Annotated in this window: 13 protein-coding genes; 4 read left to right on the top strand and 9 right to left on the bottom strand. The window is 74.8% G+C overall.

Features of this window, described 5'->3' with window-relative positions:
• Position 1 precedes the first annotated feature (1 nt).
• The 8 genes from QNH85_RS13135 to QNH85_RS13170 form a co-directional block, all read right to left on the bottom strand.
• Positions 2–829, bottom strand: coding sequence for an ABC transporter permease (locus tag QNH85_RS13135; RefSeq protein WP_213283159.1), 828 nt, complete (start codon positions 827–829; stop codon positions 2–4).
• A gap of 3 nt (positions 830–832) precedes the next feature.
• A complete protein-coding gene (locus QNH85_RS13140; RefSeq protein WP_213283158.1) occupies positions 833–2,041 on the bottom strand; it encodes an ABC transporter ATP-binding protein in 1,209 nt (402 codons plus the stop codon).
• On the bottom strand, positions 2,038–3,174 hold the full coding sequence (locus QNH85_RS13145) for a glycosyltransferase family 4 protein (RefSeq protein ID WP_282947084.1): 1,137 nt from the start codon (positions 3,172–3,174) through the stop codon (positions 2,038–2,040). The genes QNH85_RS13140 and QNH85_RS13145 overlap by 4 nt, the downstream gene beginning before the upstream one ends.
• The gene (locus QNH85_RS13150; RefSeq protein WP_282947085.1) at positions 3,167–4,330 is read right to left on the bottom strand and encodes a glycosyltransferase WbsX family protein; all 1,164 of its coding nucleotides are present in this window, start codon (positions 4,328–4,330) and stop codon (positions 3,167–3,169) included. Before QNH85_RS13150 ends, QNH85_RS13145 begins: the two co-directional genes overlap by 8 nt.
• 426 nt (positions 4,331–4,756) lie before the next feature.
• On the bottom strand, positions 4,757–6,040 hold the full coding sequence (locus QNH85_RS13155; RefSeq protein WP_282947086.1) for an NAD(P)H-dependent oxidoreductase: 1,284 nt from the start codon (positions 6,038–6,040) through the stop codon (positions 4,757–4,759).
• Positions 6,037–6,600: a dTDP-4-dehydrorhamnose 3,5-epimerase gene (gene rfbC, locus QNH85_RS13160; protein WP_282947088.1), complete on the bottom strand. Its 564-nt coding sequence runs from the start codon at positions 6,598–6,600 to the stop codon at positions 6,037–6,039. Before rfbC ends, QNH85_RS13155 begins: the two co-directional genes overlap by 4 nt.
• Positions 6,597–7,625, bottom strand: coding sequence for an NAD-dependent epimerase/dehydratase family protein (locus QNH85_RS13165; RefSeq protein WP_282947089.1), 1,029 nt, complete (start codon positions 7,623–7,625; stop codon positions 6,597–6,599). Before QNH85_RS13165 ends, rfbC begins: the two co-directional genes overlap by 4 nt.
• A gap of 4 nt (positions 7,626–7,629) precedes the next feature.
• Positions 7,630–8,445 carry a glucose-1-phosphate cytidylyltransferase gene (locus QNH85_RS13170; protein ID WP_213283152.1) on the bottom strand — a complete coding sequence of 272 codons (816 nt, stop codon included), beginning with the start codon at positions 8,443–8,445 and terminating at the stop codon, positions 7,630–7,632.
• A gap of 267 nt (positions 8,446–8,712) precedes the next feature.
• Between QNH85_RS13170 and QNH85_RS13175 the strand changes: the two genes are divergently transcribed.
• Together QNH85_RS13175 and QNH85_RS13180 are read left to right on the top strand one after the other, a co-directional pair.
• Positions 8,713–9,552 carry a polysaccharide deacetylase family protein gene (locus QNH85_RS13175; protein ID WP_282947091.1) on the top strand — a complete coding sequence of 280 codons (840 nt, stop codon included), beginning with the start codon at positions 8,713–8,715 and terminating at the stop codon, positions 9,550–9,552.
• Entirely contained in the window at positions 9,549–10,790 is a 1,242-nt protein-coding gene (locus QNH85_RS13180; protein ID WP_282947094.1) for a glycosyltransferase family A protein, read from the top strand. The genes QNH85_RS13175 and QNH85_RS13180 overlap by 4 nt, the downstream gene beginning before the upstream one ends.
• A gap of 67 nt (positions 10,791–10,857) precedes the next feature.
• Here QNH85_RS13180 and lhgO read toward each other — a convergent pair whose 3' ends face one another.
• Complete coding sequence (lhgO, locus tag QNH85_RS13185; protein WP_282947096.1) at positions 10,858–12,078, bottom strand: L-2-hydroxyglutarate oxidase; 1,221 nt, start codon at positions 12,076–12,078, stop codon at positions 10,858–10,860.
• 172 nt (positions 12,079–12,250) lie between these two features.
• On the opposite strand from lhgO, the gene QNH85_RS13190 reads away from it, so the two are divergent.
• Positions 12,251–14,299 (top strand): glycosyltransferase, encoded by a 2,049-nt coding sequence (locus QNH85_RS13190; protein ID WP_282947097.1) that lies wholly within the window; start codon positions 12,251–12,253, stop codon positions 14,297–14,299.
• A 1-nt stretch (position 14,300) separates the two neighbouring features.
• The gene (locus tag QNH85_RS13195; RefSeq protein WP_213283146.1) at positions 14,301–14,819 is read left to right on the top strand and encodes an acyltransferase; all 519 of its coding nucleotides are present in this window, start codon (positions 14,301–14,303) and stop codon (positions 14,817–14,819) included.
• Positions 14,820–15,075 lie beyond the last annotated feature (256 nt).

The raw sequence follows: 15,075 nt of genomic DNA on the forward strand, positions 1-15,075 counted from the left end.
GTCAGATCACGTCCGCGAAGCCGCGTTCCATCTTCGAGAACACCAGCGCCCCGGCGACGAACACCACGACGCTCGTGACGGCCGCGGCGACCATCTGCCAGCCGGGCGGCTGGGCCAGGCCGAGCAGCGCCCACCGGAAGCCCTCGAGCAGCCAGGTCAGCGGGTTGATGTCGAACAGCCACCGGATGTTGTCGCCGACCTCGCTCAGCGAGTACGCCAGCGGGCTCGCGTAGAGCAGCGTCTGCATCGCGAACGGCACGATGTACGCCACGTCGCGGAACTGGACCATCAGCGCGGAGCTCAGCAGCCCGATGCCGCTGCCCAGCAGCACCACCGCGAGGATCCACAGCGGGAGCGTGAGCAGGGCCCAGCCCGCGAAGATCCCGAACCACACCAGCAGCCCGACCATCAGCACGGCGGCGACGGCGAAGTCGACCATCACCGACAGGATCGAGGACAGCGGCACCAGCATGCGCGGGAAGAACACCTTCGACACCAGCGCCTGGTTGTTCACCAGGGACGGCGCCGCGCGCGTGACGATCCCGTTGAACAGGGTCCACGCGAGCATGCCGGCGAACGTGAACACGAAGTACGGGACCCCGTCGCTGCCCAGGTCGGCGATCTGCCCGAAGACGATCGAGAAGATGCCGGCGCTCAGCAGCGGCTGCAGGACCACCCAGACCACGCCGAGCGCGGTCTGCCGGTACCGGAGCTTGAGGTCGCGGGTGCCGAACCGGGTGAAGACCTCGCGGGCCTCCCACAGCTCGCGCCAGCCGGGCAGCGGCAGCCGGCCGGGCGGGGTGATGACGATCGTGCGTGCGGCGGCCACGGGTCAGCGCCTCTCGTAGTCGAAGTCGGCGAGGACGAGACCGGCGTCGAGCCCCTCGTCGGACACGGCCTGCGGGTACGGCAGCACCGGGTGGATCTCGAACCGGCCGGCGCCCTCGAACGCGTCCAGCACGCCGGAGGAGCAGACGTACAGGTCCACGGAGTACTCGCCCGGCTTCAGCCAGGGGCCGTTGATGGTCAGCGCGATCTTCTGCTCCTGCGCCGGGTCCAGCCACAGGCCGGTGACGCGCGAGTCGCACTGCAGGATCGTCGTGCCGTGCCGGTCGTTCACGTGGCAGGAGACGAAGTACTTGCCGATGTAGTCGGGGTTCGCGTTGACCAGGAACTCGATGGTCTTCGACTCGACCGTCCGGTAGAGCGGGCTCGAGATCGTCGCGGACGTGATCCGCAGCTCGCCGGTGCCGGGGCGCCGGTCGATGTCCGTCTGGCTGAGCGCCGCGCGGTCCCGGCTGGTCTGGTAGAGCTCGATGGCGTCGTCCACGTCGCCGTGCATGACCAGCCCGCCGTGCTCCAGGTACAGGGCGGTCGTGCAGAGGGCCTTCACGGTCTGGATCTGGTGGCTGACGTACAGGACCGTCCGGCCCTCGGCGGCGACCGTCTTCATCCGGTCGATGCACTTGGCCTGGAACTCCGCGTCGCCGACCGCCAGCACCTCGTCGATCGCGAGGATCTCCGTGTCGAGGTGCGCCGCGACCGCGAACGCGAGCCGCACGTACATGCCCGACGAGTACCGCTTCACCGGGGTGTCGAGGAACTTCTCGACGCCGGAGAACGCCACGATCTCGTCGAACCGGCGCTTGATCTCCGACTTCCGCATCCCGAGCAGCGTGCCGTTGAGGTACACGTTCTCCCGGCCGGTCAGCTCGGGGTGGAACCCGGTGCCGACCTCCAGCAGCGAGCCGACGCGGCCGCCGAGCTCGATGCGGCCGTGGGTCGGGGCGGCGACGCGGGTCAGCAGCTTGAGCAGCGTCGACTTCCCGGCGCCGTTGCGGCCCAGGATGCCGACTGCCTCGCCCCAGGGGATCTCGAAGCCCACGTCGTCCAGCGCGCGGAACTCCTCGAAGTGCTGGCGCTCCATGGGGTGCCGGAGCCGGTGCACCAGGGCCTCCGCCGCGGTCGACGGCTTGTCGTCGTTCGCGGCGATCTTGTAGTGCTTGCTCACCCCGCTCGCGCGGATGGCGACGTCGGTCATGAACGCTCCTCAGGGGCGGGTCGGCCGGCGGGTGCGGCGGTGGTGCGGGGGGTCGCGGACGACCGGGACGGGGTGCCCCGGGCCGGACGGCGGTACAGGCGCTCGTACGCGTCGGCGACGGCGGTCAGGGAGAACGTGCGGGACCGGGCGAGCCCGGCGGCGGCGAGCTCCGCGCGGCGGGGCCCGTCCAGCAGCAGGTCGGCCAGCGCGGGCCCCAGGTCGTCGAGCTCGGCGAGCACCGCGGCGCGGCCTTCGTCGCTGACGTACCGGGCGCCGACGTTCGGGGTCGCGACGACCGGCAGGCCGCTGGCCATCGCCTCGGCGTAGGGGATGCCGAAGCCCTCGTACGAGGACGGCAGGCAGAACACCCACGCGCGCCGGTACGCGTCGGCGAGCTCGGCGTCGGACAGCCGGCCCAGGACCTTGATGCCCGGGCCGGGGTCGACCGGGGCGTCGCGCGTGACCATCCACAGCTCGGCGCCCTCGACGCGCGGCCGGACGTGCTCGACGAACGCCGCCGCCAGGTCCTTGCCGCGCTTGCGGCCGTGCCAGGTGCCGACGAACAGGATCACGGGGTGCTCGGTGCGGCCCGCGTCGTCGCCCGGGGTGAACCGGGTGGTGTCGACGCCGTTGGGGATGACGTCGTGCGAGCGCGGCACCCAGCGCCGGGTCTGCGGGGAGACGACCACGACGCGGTCGGCGACGAAGGACGCCAGCACCTCGCTGAACCCGAGCAGCAGCATGCGCAGCTTCTCCTTGGCGCCGCGGATGTGCCGGGCCTCCTCGAAGCACGAGCCGTGCACCGTGCGGAGGTGCAGCGGCGCGCGGCGGCGCCACATCCAGTAGTCGTCGCCGTGCGCGTGCAGCACGTCGTAGCCGCTGTAGTCCTGCCGGCGCAGCGCGCTCGCGAACCGGAAGGTGCGCAGGGAGCCGGACATCGCGACGTGCCGGTGGCCGTACTCCGCGCCCGGCACCGGCGGGCAGTCGCTGAACATGTCGACGTGGTGCCCGCGGCGGGCCAGCTCGGTCGCGAGCTCGTGCGCCTGGAAGCCGACGCCGATCTTGCTGCCCGACGGCAGGTAGTACGACAGCATCGCGATCCGCAGGGGCGGCGCGTCGGTGCGGTCAGCCATGCGCGACCCCGTCCGTCGGGGCGAGCGCCGGGGTCGGCGTGAGCACCCGCGCCGGCTCCGTGGCGAGCGTGCTGGTGCCGCTCAGCCCGTCCCGCAGGGCCTCCAGCCAGCCGTGGCCGTGCTCGAGGTCCGGCTCCAGGTAGTTGCCCTCGGCCCACTCGTTCCACGACTTGACCCACAGCAGCCGCTCGGCGGCCGGGCGGTCCTGCAGCGTGTCGACGGCCTGCCGCACGTGCCGCCGGAACACCTCCGGCGTCGAGCCGGTGACCACCAGCCCCCGGGTGCCCGAGCGCGGCGTGTTGTCCCAGCTCGGGTACACGCACGGCTGCAGGTTCTCGGAGATGCCGGCGGGCGCGGGCTGGAAGTCGGCGGCGTGCGGGTAGATCTCCGGGCGGCCGAGCTTGCGTCCCACGCGCATCCGCAGCACGTCGGCGCGGGTGGTCCGCGCCGGGATCCGCATGTAGACGCCCGCGTCGAACCCGGCGGCGTCCACGTCGGTGTACCGCGGGCCGCGCCCGAGCAGGTCCGACACCTCCGCCACCAGGTACAGCCCGGGCAGGCCGGCCGCGCGGGCCATGCCCTGCCACCGGTCGACGAACGCCGCGGCGTCCGGCAGGTCCTCGGGCCGGAACACGTAGAACACCGGCCGGTCGTCGACGCGCAGGTACCGCTCGTCGCGGAACGCCGGCAGCAGGGTGTCGAAGTGCCGCTGCTCGTCCTCGGGCCCCGGGTAGGTCTGCTCCATCAGGATGCGGTCGCTGGCGCCGTGCCAGATGCCGCTCCACGTCTGGTTCGCCCAGGCGAGGCAGAACTTCACCGCCGGGGCGCCCGACGCGAGGACCTCGGTGAACGGCCGCTCGAGGATGCGCCGGCCGCCGCCGAACCAGTAGTGCCAGTACACGAACGCCTCGACGCCGTACCGCTGCGCCAGGTCGCTCTGCGCCTCCCGGGCCTCGGGCATCCGCAGGTCGTAGAACCCGAGGTCGGCCGGCAGGTGCGGCTGGTCGTGCCCGCGGAACAGCGGGCGTGCCTTGGCGGCGTTCGTCCACTCGGTGAAGCCGGGGCCCCACCACGCGTCGTTCTCCGGCACCGGGTGGAACTGGGGCAGGTAGAACGACACGGCGCGGGCGCGCAGGTCGCTGGGGTTCGTGCTCATCGGCGGGTCAGCCCTTCGTGCGGCGCCTGGGGGCAGGCGGTCCCGCGCCCGGTGCGGGCGGTCGGGTGCGGGGAGGAGGCGTCAGGGGCAGGGGCGGTCGGCTCCGGCACGGATCCCCCTCCCCGGTGTCGTCGGTCGTGGGGCCTCAGGGGGACGGGTCGTCCACCCCAGGCCCGTTCCTGGTCGTGAGTCTATGAGCGCATTTGTCCGATTTGTCCGGCGGTCCCGGGTGAACTGGTGCGCATCCGGGTGACGCCCGGCGGCGGCTCCGGCCGGCCCGTCCGCGCCCCCTGGGGGGCCCGGCCGCGGCTCGGCTCCGCCCGGCTCCCGGCGCGGACTGCGCCCGCTGGCCGGGTCTGCGCCCCCTGCAGCGGGCGCACTCCCGTGCTGCGGGCGCAGTCCCGTGCTGCGGGCGCAGCCGCGCCGTCAGGCCAGGGCCGACTGGGCCTCGCGGAGCTGGTCGACCAGGCGGCCCTCCGGGAGCCGGACGTCGTCGTACGTGAGCGTCGCGTCCTTCGGGACGTCGCGGACCAGCACGCAGCCCTCCGCCACGCCGACGGGCAGCAGCCGCTCGGTGCGGGTGACGTCCGCGCGCTCGGCCTGGCCGTAGTAGTGGTACCCGCCCAGCGCGTCCAGCGCCGTGCCCGCCGCGAGGTCGGTCTTCGCGGTCGTGACGACCTCGACGCTCGGCGCCCCGAGCGGGCGGATCGTCGCGTCGCCGAGCAGGAACGCCCGGGCGATGGTGGTCGGCACCTCGAAGTGGCACAGGTGGTACGGCTGGTAGAACGAGTAGAGCGGCCCGGTGCCCAGCTTGTAGAGCTCCAGGTAGTGCCGCTGCTTCGGGTCGTCGTGGGTGGCGAGCACGTACACGCCGGGACCCGGCCTCGCGCCGACCACGTAGTCCACCGCCCCGCCGAGCGCGCGGAGCTCGTCGACGTCGTACCGCGTGGTCAGCTCGTCGACGTGGCCGTCGTGGTCCATGCCGAGCATCCCGCGCCGGTGCACCGACATGCCGGTGGCGTTGGCGACCAGCGCCTGCTCGACCGACACCTTCGTGCCGTCCGCGAACGACGTGACCATGTGCGGGTCCTGGCCCCACCGCTCGGCGAACGCCTTCTGCGTGGTGGGGGTGCGGTACTCGTCCTGCAGGCCCTTGATGTTGCCGGCGACCAGGGGCGTGAGCCCGAGCCCGCGGACGAACCGGTACAGGTTCATCTGCACGCCCGGCTGGTCGCCGTCGCAGCCGGTGTAGACGACGCCGGCCTTGTCGGCCAGGCGCGCGAGCTCGGCGCCGACCGTGGCGTCCACCTCGGCGTTCATCAGCACCAGGTGCTTGCCGTGCTCGAAGCAGGCGAGCGCGACGTGCGCGCCGAACTCGACGGCGCCGGTCACGTCGACCACGACGTCCACGGCGTCCGACGCGACGGCCACGCGGTAGTCGGCGGTCACGGCGGGCGTGCCGGAGGCGGCGGCCCGCGCGAGCGCCGCGGGGGAGTCGACCTCGAGCACGCCGGTCAGGCCGGCCTCGGTGTACGCCCGCACGCCCTGCTCGGGCCGGCGGGCGACGATCGCGACCACCTCCATGCCCGGCACGGAGTTGACGATCTGGTTGACCAGCCCGCGGCCCATGAACCCGGCGCCCACGAGGGCCACCCGGATCGGCGCGCCGTCGGCCTGGCGGGCCCGGAGCAGCGAGTCGACGACGATCACGGCGCGACCGCCTCGCCCTCGGCGACCGTGGCGGGCTCGACCAGGGGCCAGGCGGCGTCCTTGTCCGAGATCGCCGTCACCGGCAGCGGCCAGGCGATGCCGAACGCGGCGTCGTCGTACCGGAACCCCTGCTCGCCCTCGGGGGCGTACGGGCCGCTGACCTGGTAGACGACCTCGGCGCCGTCGACCAGCGTCTGGTAGCCGTGGGCCACGTACGGCGGGATGAACAGCGCCCGCCGGTTCTCCGCCGACAGCTCCACGATCACGTGCTCGCCGTAGGTGGGGGAGTCCGGGCGGACGTCCACGGCCACGTCGACGACCGACCCCGCGGTGCACCGCACGAGCTTGCCCTCGGCGTACGGCGGCACCTGCCGGTGCAGGCCCCGCAGGGTGCCGGCGCGGTGGTTGAACGACAGGTTGCACTGGGCGACGGTCGTGTCGAGGCCGTGGGCCTCGAACTCGGTGACGTCGAAGGTGCGCGCGAAGAACCCGCGGTCGTCGCCGCGCAGCTCCAGGTCGACGATCAGCACGCCGTCGACGGCGGTCGGGGTGTACTTCACGGGTTCACCGTCCAGAAGAGCTGGGGGTCCACCTGGCCGGTCTTGAGCAGGTGCTCGATCTGCGCCAGGCGGGTGTGGCCCCGCCCGGTGAACGTCTCGGTGTCGAGCGCGATCTGCTCGAACACGCGGTGCAGCTGGGCGGCGCCGGCGGCGGCGTCCCAGTCGGTCTCGTAACCGGGCAGCACCTCGCGGATCTTCGCGAACGACACCCGGTAGGACCGGTTGTCGGCGCTCGGCTCGCCGAAGGACACCTCGCAGCCGGGGAACTCGGCCCCGACCGTCTCCGCGATCTCGCGGACCGTGTAGTTGTTCGAGTCGGCGCCGACGTTCAGCACCTGCGCGTGGACGGACTCCCGGGGGGCGTCGAGCACCGCGCGGATCGCCTTGGCGATGTCCAGGCCGTGCACGAGCGGGCGCCAGGGCGTGCCGTCGGACGTCATCGCGATGCGGTGCGTCGTCCACGCCAGGCCGGCCAGGTTGTTCAGCACGATGTCGAACCGCTGCCGCGGCGAGGCGCCGAAGGCGGTCGCGTTGCGCAGGAACGTCGGCGAGAAGTCGTCGTCCGCCAGCGCCGTGACGTCCCGCTCGACCAGGGCCTTGCACCGGGCGTAGGCGGTCTGCGGGTCGGTCGGGCTGGTCTCGTCGACCGTCCCGTCGGCCACGCCGTAGACGCTGCAGGAGGACATGTAGACGAACCGCGAGACGCCGGCGCGCTTGGCCGCGGAGGCCAGCGCGACGGAGCCGTGGTGGTTGATGTCGTACGTGACCTCCCCGATGCGGTCGCCGATCGGGTCGTTGGACAGCTCGGCCATGTGCACGACGGCGTCGAACCCGACCAGGTCGTCAGGGGTGACGTGCCGGATGTCCTTGACCAGCGTGTGCGGGGTCTCCCGCACGCCGTTGTAGAGCCAGCCGTTCTTGTAGTAGCCGGTGTCGAGGCCGGTGACCTCGTCGCCGCGGCTCAGCAGCGTCGGTGCGAGCAGGCTCCCGAGGTATCCCTCGGTGCCGGTGACCAGGATGCGCACGAGCTCAGTCCTCCCAGATCTTCCACGGGGCGCGGCCGGAGTCCCACAGGCCGTTGAGCTCCGTCCAGTCGCGGAACGTGTCCATGCCCATCCAGAAGCCCTCGTGCTCGAACACGGAGAGCTGGCGGTCGCGGGCGAGCTGCTGCAGCGGCGCGCTCTCGAGCATCACGGCGGGGTCGTCGTCGAGGTACTTGTCGACGAACTCCCGCTCGAAGACGAAGAACCCGCCGTTGACCCAGCCGTCGGCGAGGGTGGGCTTCTCGTTGAACTCGACGACCGTCTCGCCCTCGACCCGCATCTCGCCGTACCGGCTGGAGGGGTGCACGCCCGTGAGGGTGCCGAGCAGGCCGTGGTCCACGTGGTGGCGCAGGGCGCCGGTGATGTCGACGTCGCCGATGCCGTCGCCGTAGGTGAGCGCGAACCGCGGGGCGTCCAGGTGGTCGGCGACCCGGCGGATGCGCGCGGCGGTCGCGGTGGTGAGGCCGGTCTCGACGAAGGTGATCTCCCAGTCCTCGCGGCCGAACGTGTTGTGGAACACGGGCTCGTCGGCGGACCCGAGCCGGAGCGTGAAGTCCGAGGTCAGGTGCCGGTAGTCGAGGAAGTACTGCTTGATCAGGTCGCTCTTGTAGCCCAGGGCCAGCACGAACCGGCGGAACCCGTGCTCGCTGTAGGTCTTCATGATGTGCCAGAGGATCGGCCGGCCGCCGATGTCGACCAGCGGCTTGGGCAGCTTCTCGCTCGCCTCGCGCAGGCGCGTCCCCATGCCGCCGCACAGGATCACCACCGGGATGTCGGCGGGCGTCAGGTCGCCAGCGGTCATGGCTCCTCCTCGGAAGCGGGGGGCGTGGGGTCGGTCGCGATGCACCCACGACCTGTCCCGAGGTTAGTCCGGGCAATTCCGCCCAGACAGGTATGAACGGGTGAAAACCGGACATACCGCTCGAACGTGGACGGGTCGGGCGTGAACCCTGTCGAGCGAACGGGTGAAAAGCCGCAAAACGGACAGATCGGGCCCGAGTGCGGCGGCACACTGTCTCCCGGCGGGCGGCAGCGACCCTCCGCCGCAGCGCAGCTTCGAGGGGGAACCATGGTCGCCGAGCAGCAGGCTCCGACCCGCGACACCCGACCGACCACGCGCCCCGGCCGCGACGTGCTGGTGCTCCGGCGGGACCTCGGGGAGTTCTCGGACCCCGCCGCGCGGCCCCTGCGCCGGCACCCCGTGCTGCGCGTCGCGGCGCCGCTGCTCCGTCCGGTCGCGCCGACGGTGTGCGTCGCGACCGTCGAGCCCGTCCTCGCCCTGACCTACGACGACGGCCCCGACCCCGCGCACACCCCCGGGCTGCTGGACGTCCTGGCGGAGCGCGGCGTGCGGGCGACCTTCTTCGTCCTCGCCGACGCCGCCGACGCGCACCCGGCGCTGGTCCGCCGGATCGTCGCCGAGGGGCACGAGCTCGCCCTGCACGGAGCGGACCACGCGCGGCTCAGCGTCCTGCCGACCCGCGAGGCCGTGGCGGTGGTCGCGGACGCCCGCCGCCGGGTCGAGGCCGTCGCCGGCGTCCCCGTGAGCCTGTTCCGGCCGCCTTACGGCGCGCACACCCCCGCCGCCCTGCGCGGCTGGCGGCGCCTGGGCCTGGAGGTCGTCATCTGGTCCGGCTGGGCGCAGGACTGGGTGCACGGCACCGAGGCCGAGGTCACCGCCCGCGCCCGGCGGTCCGTGCACCCCGGCGGCGTGCTGCTGCTGCACGACACCCGCGCGGACCCCGAGACGCTCGGGGCGGGGGAGGAGCTGCCGCGGTTCGACCGGGCGGCGGTGACCGCCGGGCTCGTCGACCCCCTGCTCGCCGAGGGGTGGCGGTTCGACACCGTCGGCGGGCTGCTGCGCGCGCATCCCCGCGTCCGCTCGGTGTTCCGGGAGCTGTGGTCATGACCGGGCTGCGGGACGGTGTCGCACGGCCGGCGTCCGACGTCGAGCTGACCGTCGTGATCGCGGCGTTCGACGCCGAGGCCACGCTCGCCGAGCAGCTCGACGCGCTCGCCGCCCAGTGCGTGCCCTTCGCGTGGGAGGTCGTGGTCGCGGACAACGGCTCCACCGACGGCACCGCGGCCCTGGCCCGCTCGTACGCCGGGCGGCTGCGGCTGCGCGTCGTCGACGCCTCCGCCATCCCCGGTGCGGGCGCCGCGCGCAACGTCGGGGTGTCCGTCGCGCACGCCCCGCTGGTCGCGTTCTGCGACGCCGACGACGTGGTGGGCGACGGCTGGCTGCTCGCCATGCGGGCCGCGCTGCGGGAGCACGCGTTCGTCGCCGGCCGGTTCGAGGGGGCGCGCCTCAACTCGCCGGCCGCGCTGCGCTCCCGGACGCTGCCGCAGCAGCACGGGCTGCAGGAGTCGCGGCACCTGCCGGGGCTGCTCGCCGCCGGCGCCGGGAACATGGGCATCCGCGCGGACGTGTTCCGCGCCGTCGGCGGGTTCGACCCGCGGTGCCTCTACCTCGAGGACACGGACCTGTGCTGGCGGGTGCAGCTGGCCGGCGTGCCGCTGACCTGGGCCCCCGACGCCGTGCTGCACGTGCGGCTGCGGGGCGACCTGCGGTCCGCCGCGCGGCAGGGGTTCCACTACGGCACGGGCGAGCGCTGGCTGTCGCGGCGCTACCGCGAGCAGGAGCAGCGGCTCCAGGAGGTCGCGGCCCTGCACGCCGGGACGCCCGCGGCGCTGGACCTCGCCGCCGGCTCCCTCCCGGCCGGCGGCGAGCAGCGCGCCGGGGCGGCGGGTCTCGCGGGCGCGGCGTTCACCGGGGCGGCGCTCACCGGCGCGGCCCTCACGGACGCCACCCTCGTGGGCGGCGCGCTCGGCGGCGCGGCGCTCACCAGCGCCGCCCTGAGCGGCGCGCGCATCGCCGACGCCGGACGCCGCGCCACCCCGGGCGCCGTGCGCGCCCTGCGGCGGCTCACGTCCACCGCCGGCGACCTCGCGCGCGTCCGGTCGCTCGGCGAGCTCGGGGCGTGGTGCTGGGACGTCGGCTTCGGCGCGGGCTACGCGTTCGGCCGCGTCGACGAGCCCGAGCCGGTGCAGGTCGTCCCCGTGAGCGTGCCCGACCCGGCGCGGGCTGTCGCGCCGCGCGAGCGTGGGGTCCCCGCGCCGCTGGCCGGGCCGGGGTCCGCGGCCTGAGGGAGCGCCGGCGCGGGGCCGCGGGGCGGTACCGCCCGGGCCGCTGACCCGCGCCCGACGGGCGGCGTCAGGCCGCCCGCGCCGCCGGCAGCGTCGCGTCGAGCTGCTCGACGATGTGCCGGGCGATCTCCAGCGACGCCGTGGCGGCCGGCGACGGCGCGTTGAGCACGTGCACCTGCCGGCCGGAGGTCTGCACCAGGAAGTCGTCGACCAGCCCGCCGTCGCGGCGCAGCGCCTGGGCGCGCACCCCGGCGGGCGCGGGCACCAGGTCGGCCGCGGTGATGCCGGGGACCAGCCGCGCGAGGCTCCGCGCGAACGCCTGCTTGGACAGCGACCGCCCGACCTCCGCCGCGCCCGGGACCACGTTGCGCGCGGCCAGCCGCCACAGCCCCGGCCAGGAGAGCGAGTCGGCGAGGTCGCGCGGCGACACGTCGGTCCACGTGTACCCCTCGCGGGCGAGGGCCAGCACCGCGTTCGGCCCGGCGTGCACGTGCCCCTCGACGCCGCGCGTGAGGTGCACGCCCAGGAACGGGAACCGCGGGTCCGGCACGGGGTAGATCAGGCCGCGGACCAGCTCCCCGGCCTCGTGCGTCAGCTCGAAGTACTCGCCGCGGAACGGCACGATCCGTGCCTCCGGCTCCAGGCCGCAGGCGCGGGCGACCCGGTCGGCGTGCAGGCCGGCGCAGACCACGAGGGCGTCCGCCTCCCGGTCCGCGCGGGTGGTCCGCACCTCCACCCGGCCCCGGGTGCCCGGCGCGTCGGGGACGGTGCGGGCGGCGACGACCTCCTCGCCGAGCACGATCCGGCCACCCGCGCGGGTGATGTCCTCGGCGAGCGCCCGGCACACCGCGGGGTAGTCGACGATCCCGGTCGACTCCACCCGCAGGGCGGCGACCGCCCGGACGTGCGGCTCGTACTCGCGCGCCTCGGCGGCGTCGACCCGCCGGGCGGGGACGCCGTTCGCCACGGCCCGGTCGGCGAGCTTCTCCAGCCCCGGCACCTCGGACGCCGACGTGGCGACGACCAGCTTCCCGCAGATCTCGACGGGGACACCGCGCTCGCGGGCGTACCGCGTCATCGACCGCGCGCCGGCCGCGGCCATCGTCGCCTTGAGGCTGCCCGGGGGGTAGTAGAGGCCGGAGTGGATCACCCCGGAGTTCCGGCCCGTCTGGTGCTGCGCCAGGCGGTGCTCCTTGTCGAGCACGGTCACCTCGTCGCCACGCGCCGCGAGCCGTGCCGCCACCGCCAGCCCCACGATGCCGGTCCCGACGACGACGACGTGGCTCATGGGTGCTCCTTCGGTGGGGCCGGCGGGGCTGGCGGAGGGCCGCGCTCGGGGTGCGGACGCTGCGCCCGCAGGCCGAGGCTAGCCGCCCGACATGTCGCCTATGTCGCCTTTCGTCCCGATTCACCCGGTGAGCGGTGCCGCCTGCGGGGGACCCCGATCTACGCTCGACCGCATGACCCCCCCGAGCACGGTGAGTGCCGTCGTGTACTCCCGCAACGAGGCTGACCTGCTGCGCGACTGCCTGCCGCGCCTGGCCGGCTTCGACGAGGTCGTGGTCTGCGACATGGGCTCCACGGACGACACCGTCGCCGTCGCGCAGCAGCACGGCGCCCGCGTGGTGGCCGTCCCGGACGCCCCGGTCGTCGAGGAGGTCCGGCAGCGTGGCCTCGACGCGGCGACCACCGACTGGGTGCTGTTCGTCGACGCGGACGAGCACCTGCCGCCCGGCTACCGCGCGGCGCTCCAGCCGGTCCTCGACGGCCCGGCCGACGTCGCCGGCGTGCGCGTCCGGTACGACAACGTGGCGTTCGGCCGCATGCTCGAGCACTCCCTGCAGGGCAGCGCCAAGTACGCCCTGCTGCGCCGGGGCAGCGCCCGCTACGCCGAGCCGGCGCTCGCGCACGTCCCGCCCGTCCTCGACGGCCGGGGGATCGACGCCCCGGCGTCCGTGCCAGCCATCGCCCACCTGAACTTCCGGTCCGTCGGCCAGACCACCGAGAAGATCCTGCGGTACGCCGCCAACAACCCCGGCCGGTTCACCCGGCTGGACGACCCCGTGCGGCTGATCCGGGAGCTCCTGCGCTCGACGGTCTACAGCGGCGCGTGGCGCGACGGCCGGGCCGGGTTCGCCGTCGCCGCGCTGCACACCTTCGGCCACCTGTACGGGTCGCTGCTCGAGGCCGAGCGGACCGGCACGCTGACCCAGGACGTGCCGGCGCCCGCGACCCGGCTGCTCGGGGTCGTGGCGGGTGCGCAGCGGACCGCCGTCTCCGCCCGCGACGGCCTGCGCCGCGTGGCCCCGGGGCGGGCGGTGACCGCCGTCGAGGGTGCGGTCCCGGCGTCGGCCCCGGCCCCCGCGGCGTCGCTCCGCCTGCTGCACGTGACCCGTCTGCCCCCGAGCCCGAGCGGCGTCGCCGCCTACGCCGAGGCGTTCCGCGCGGTGCTCGCCGAGCTCGGCGAGGTCGAGGTCGTCGAGCTGCCGCCCGCGCCCGCCGCGTCGCAGTCGGCGGCGCTGGCCGCACGGCTGACGCGGCGCCTCGCGCGGATCACGCGGGCCCGCGACTCGCGCCAGGTGGTCGTCGTCGAGCAGGCCGGCCGCGGGCTCGCGGAGTTCTGGGCCGCCTGGTGGCTCGCGCGCCGCGGGCGCCGGGTGTGGTTGATGGTGCACGACGTGCCGGAGCTGTCCGGCGGGGCCTTCTTCACCACGCTGCTCGACCGGCGCGGGGGGCGCCGGGTGGCCGCGGCGCTGTCCGGGACGCTCGGGCGGCGCGCGGAGCGCGACCTGCTGCACCGGGCCGAGCGGGTGCTGTGCCTGTCGCCCTCCGGCGCCCGGGCCCTGGAGTCCGCGCACCGCCTGCGCCGCGCCGTGCAGGACGTCCCGCACGTGGGCGCCGCCACCGACGCGCCGGTCGAGGGGCGGACCGAGGTCCTCGTCCCGGGGTACGTCGCCGGCGCCGAGGACGTGCTGCCGCTCGTCCGGGCGGCGGGCGACCTCCCTCCGGGCTGGGTGCTGGCCGTCGGGGCGTGCTCCGAGCAGACCGGGCGGCGGATCGCCGCCGAGGCCGAGGCGCACGGCACGGCGGACCGGGTGCGGCTGCTCGGCTTCCTCTCGGAGGCCGGTGTCCGCGCGGCGTTCGCCCGGGCGGCCGTCGTCGTGCGCTGGCGGCGGGACGGCTGGGGCGGCGGCGGTGCGTACGCCGTCAGCGGCCCGCTGGTCGCGGCGCTCGGCAACGGCTGCGCTGTCGTCTCCAACGACTCCCGCGGCGCGGTGCACCTGTTCGACGAGGCGCGGGTCGAGGTCGTCGGCGACGGCGCGGCGGGGGAGCGGGAGCTGCTGGACGCCGTCCGCGCGCTGACCGCCGACCCGGCCGAGCGTTTGCGACGTGGCGAGGCGGGCCGGGACCTGGTCCGGCGCGAGCACAGCCCGGCGGCCGTCGCCGCGCGGCTGCGGGGCGCTCCGGCGCGCGAGCACGCGGGCGTGGCCCGCGGGAAGGACGGCTGACGTGGGACGACGGGGCGAGCTCGTCTTCAACCGGGCGCTGACGCACGTGCCCAGCAACACCCTGCGGATCCGGACGCTGCGCCGCCTGGGGGCGGACCTCGGCGAGCACGTCTACCTGTTCGGCAGCTCCGAGGTGCTCGAGCCGGGCAACCTCCGGATCGCCGGGCGCTGCCACGTCGGGCGGTTCTGCCAGATCGACGCGCGCGGCGGGATCGACATCGGGTACGACGTCGTCATCGCCAGCCACGTCCTGCTCGTCACCGCCGACCACGACCACCGCGACCCGGGCTTCGCCGGCCGGCTCGGTCCCATCACCATCGGCGACCGCGCGTGGCTGGCCAGCCGGTCGACCGTCGTGCGCGGCGTGACGATCGGCGAGGGGGCGGTCGTCGCCGCGGGCGCCGTCGTGACGCAGGACGTCCCGCCGTGGACGGTCGTCGGCGGCGTCCCCGCGAAGCCCATCGGCGAACGACCGCGCGAGCAGACCTACCGGATCGACTACGGGCCCGAGCTGTACTGAGGCGCTGGCGGGGCGCTCGCAGCGCCGCGCACACTCTCCAGCGCCGCGCACGCGCCTCAGCACCCGGCCAGCGCCTCGGGCGCGGTGGCCCGGGTGCGGTGCTGTGCGCCGGGCCGGACGCCGTGATGTGCTGGGGGGCGAATTGTCCTGATTGCGCACCCCGGGGGGCCCTGCATGGTCGACGTGTCCGTGATCATCGCCGCGAAGGACGCCGCCGCGACCCTGCCCGCACAGCTCGCCGCCCTCGCCGAGCAGG

Source organism: Cellulomonas endometrii (assembly GCF_949769265.1).
In the GTDB taxonomy this organism is placed as follows: domain Bacteria; phylum Actinomycetota; class Actinomycetes; order Actinomycetales; family Cellulomonadaceae; genus Cellulomonas; species Cellulomonas endometrii.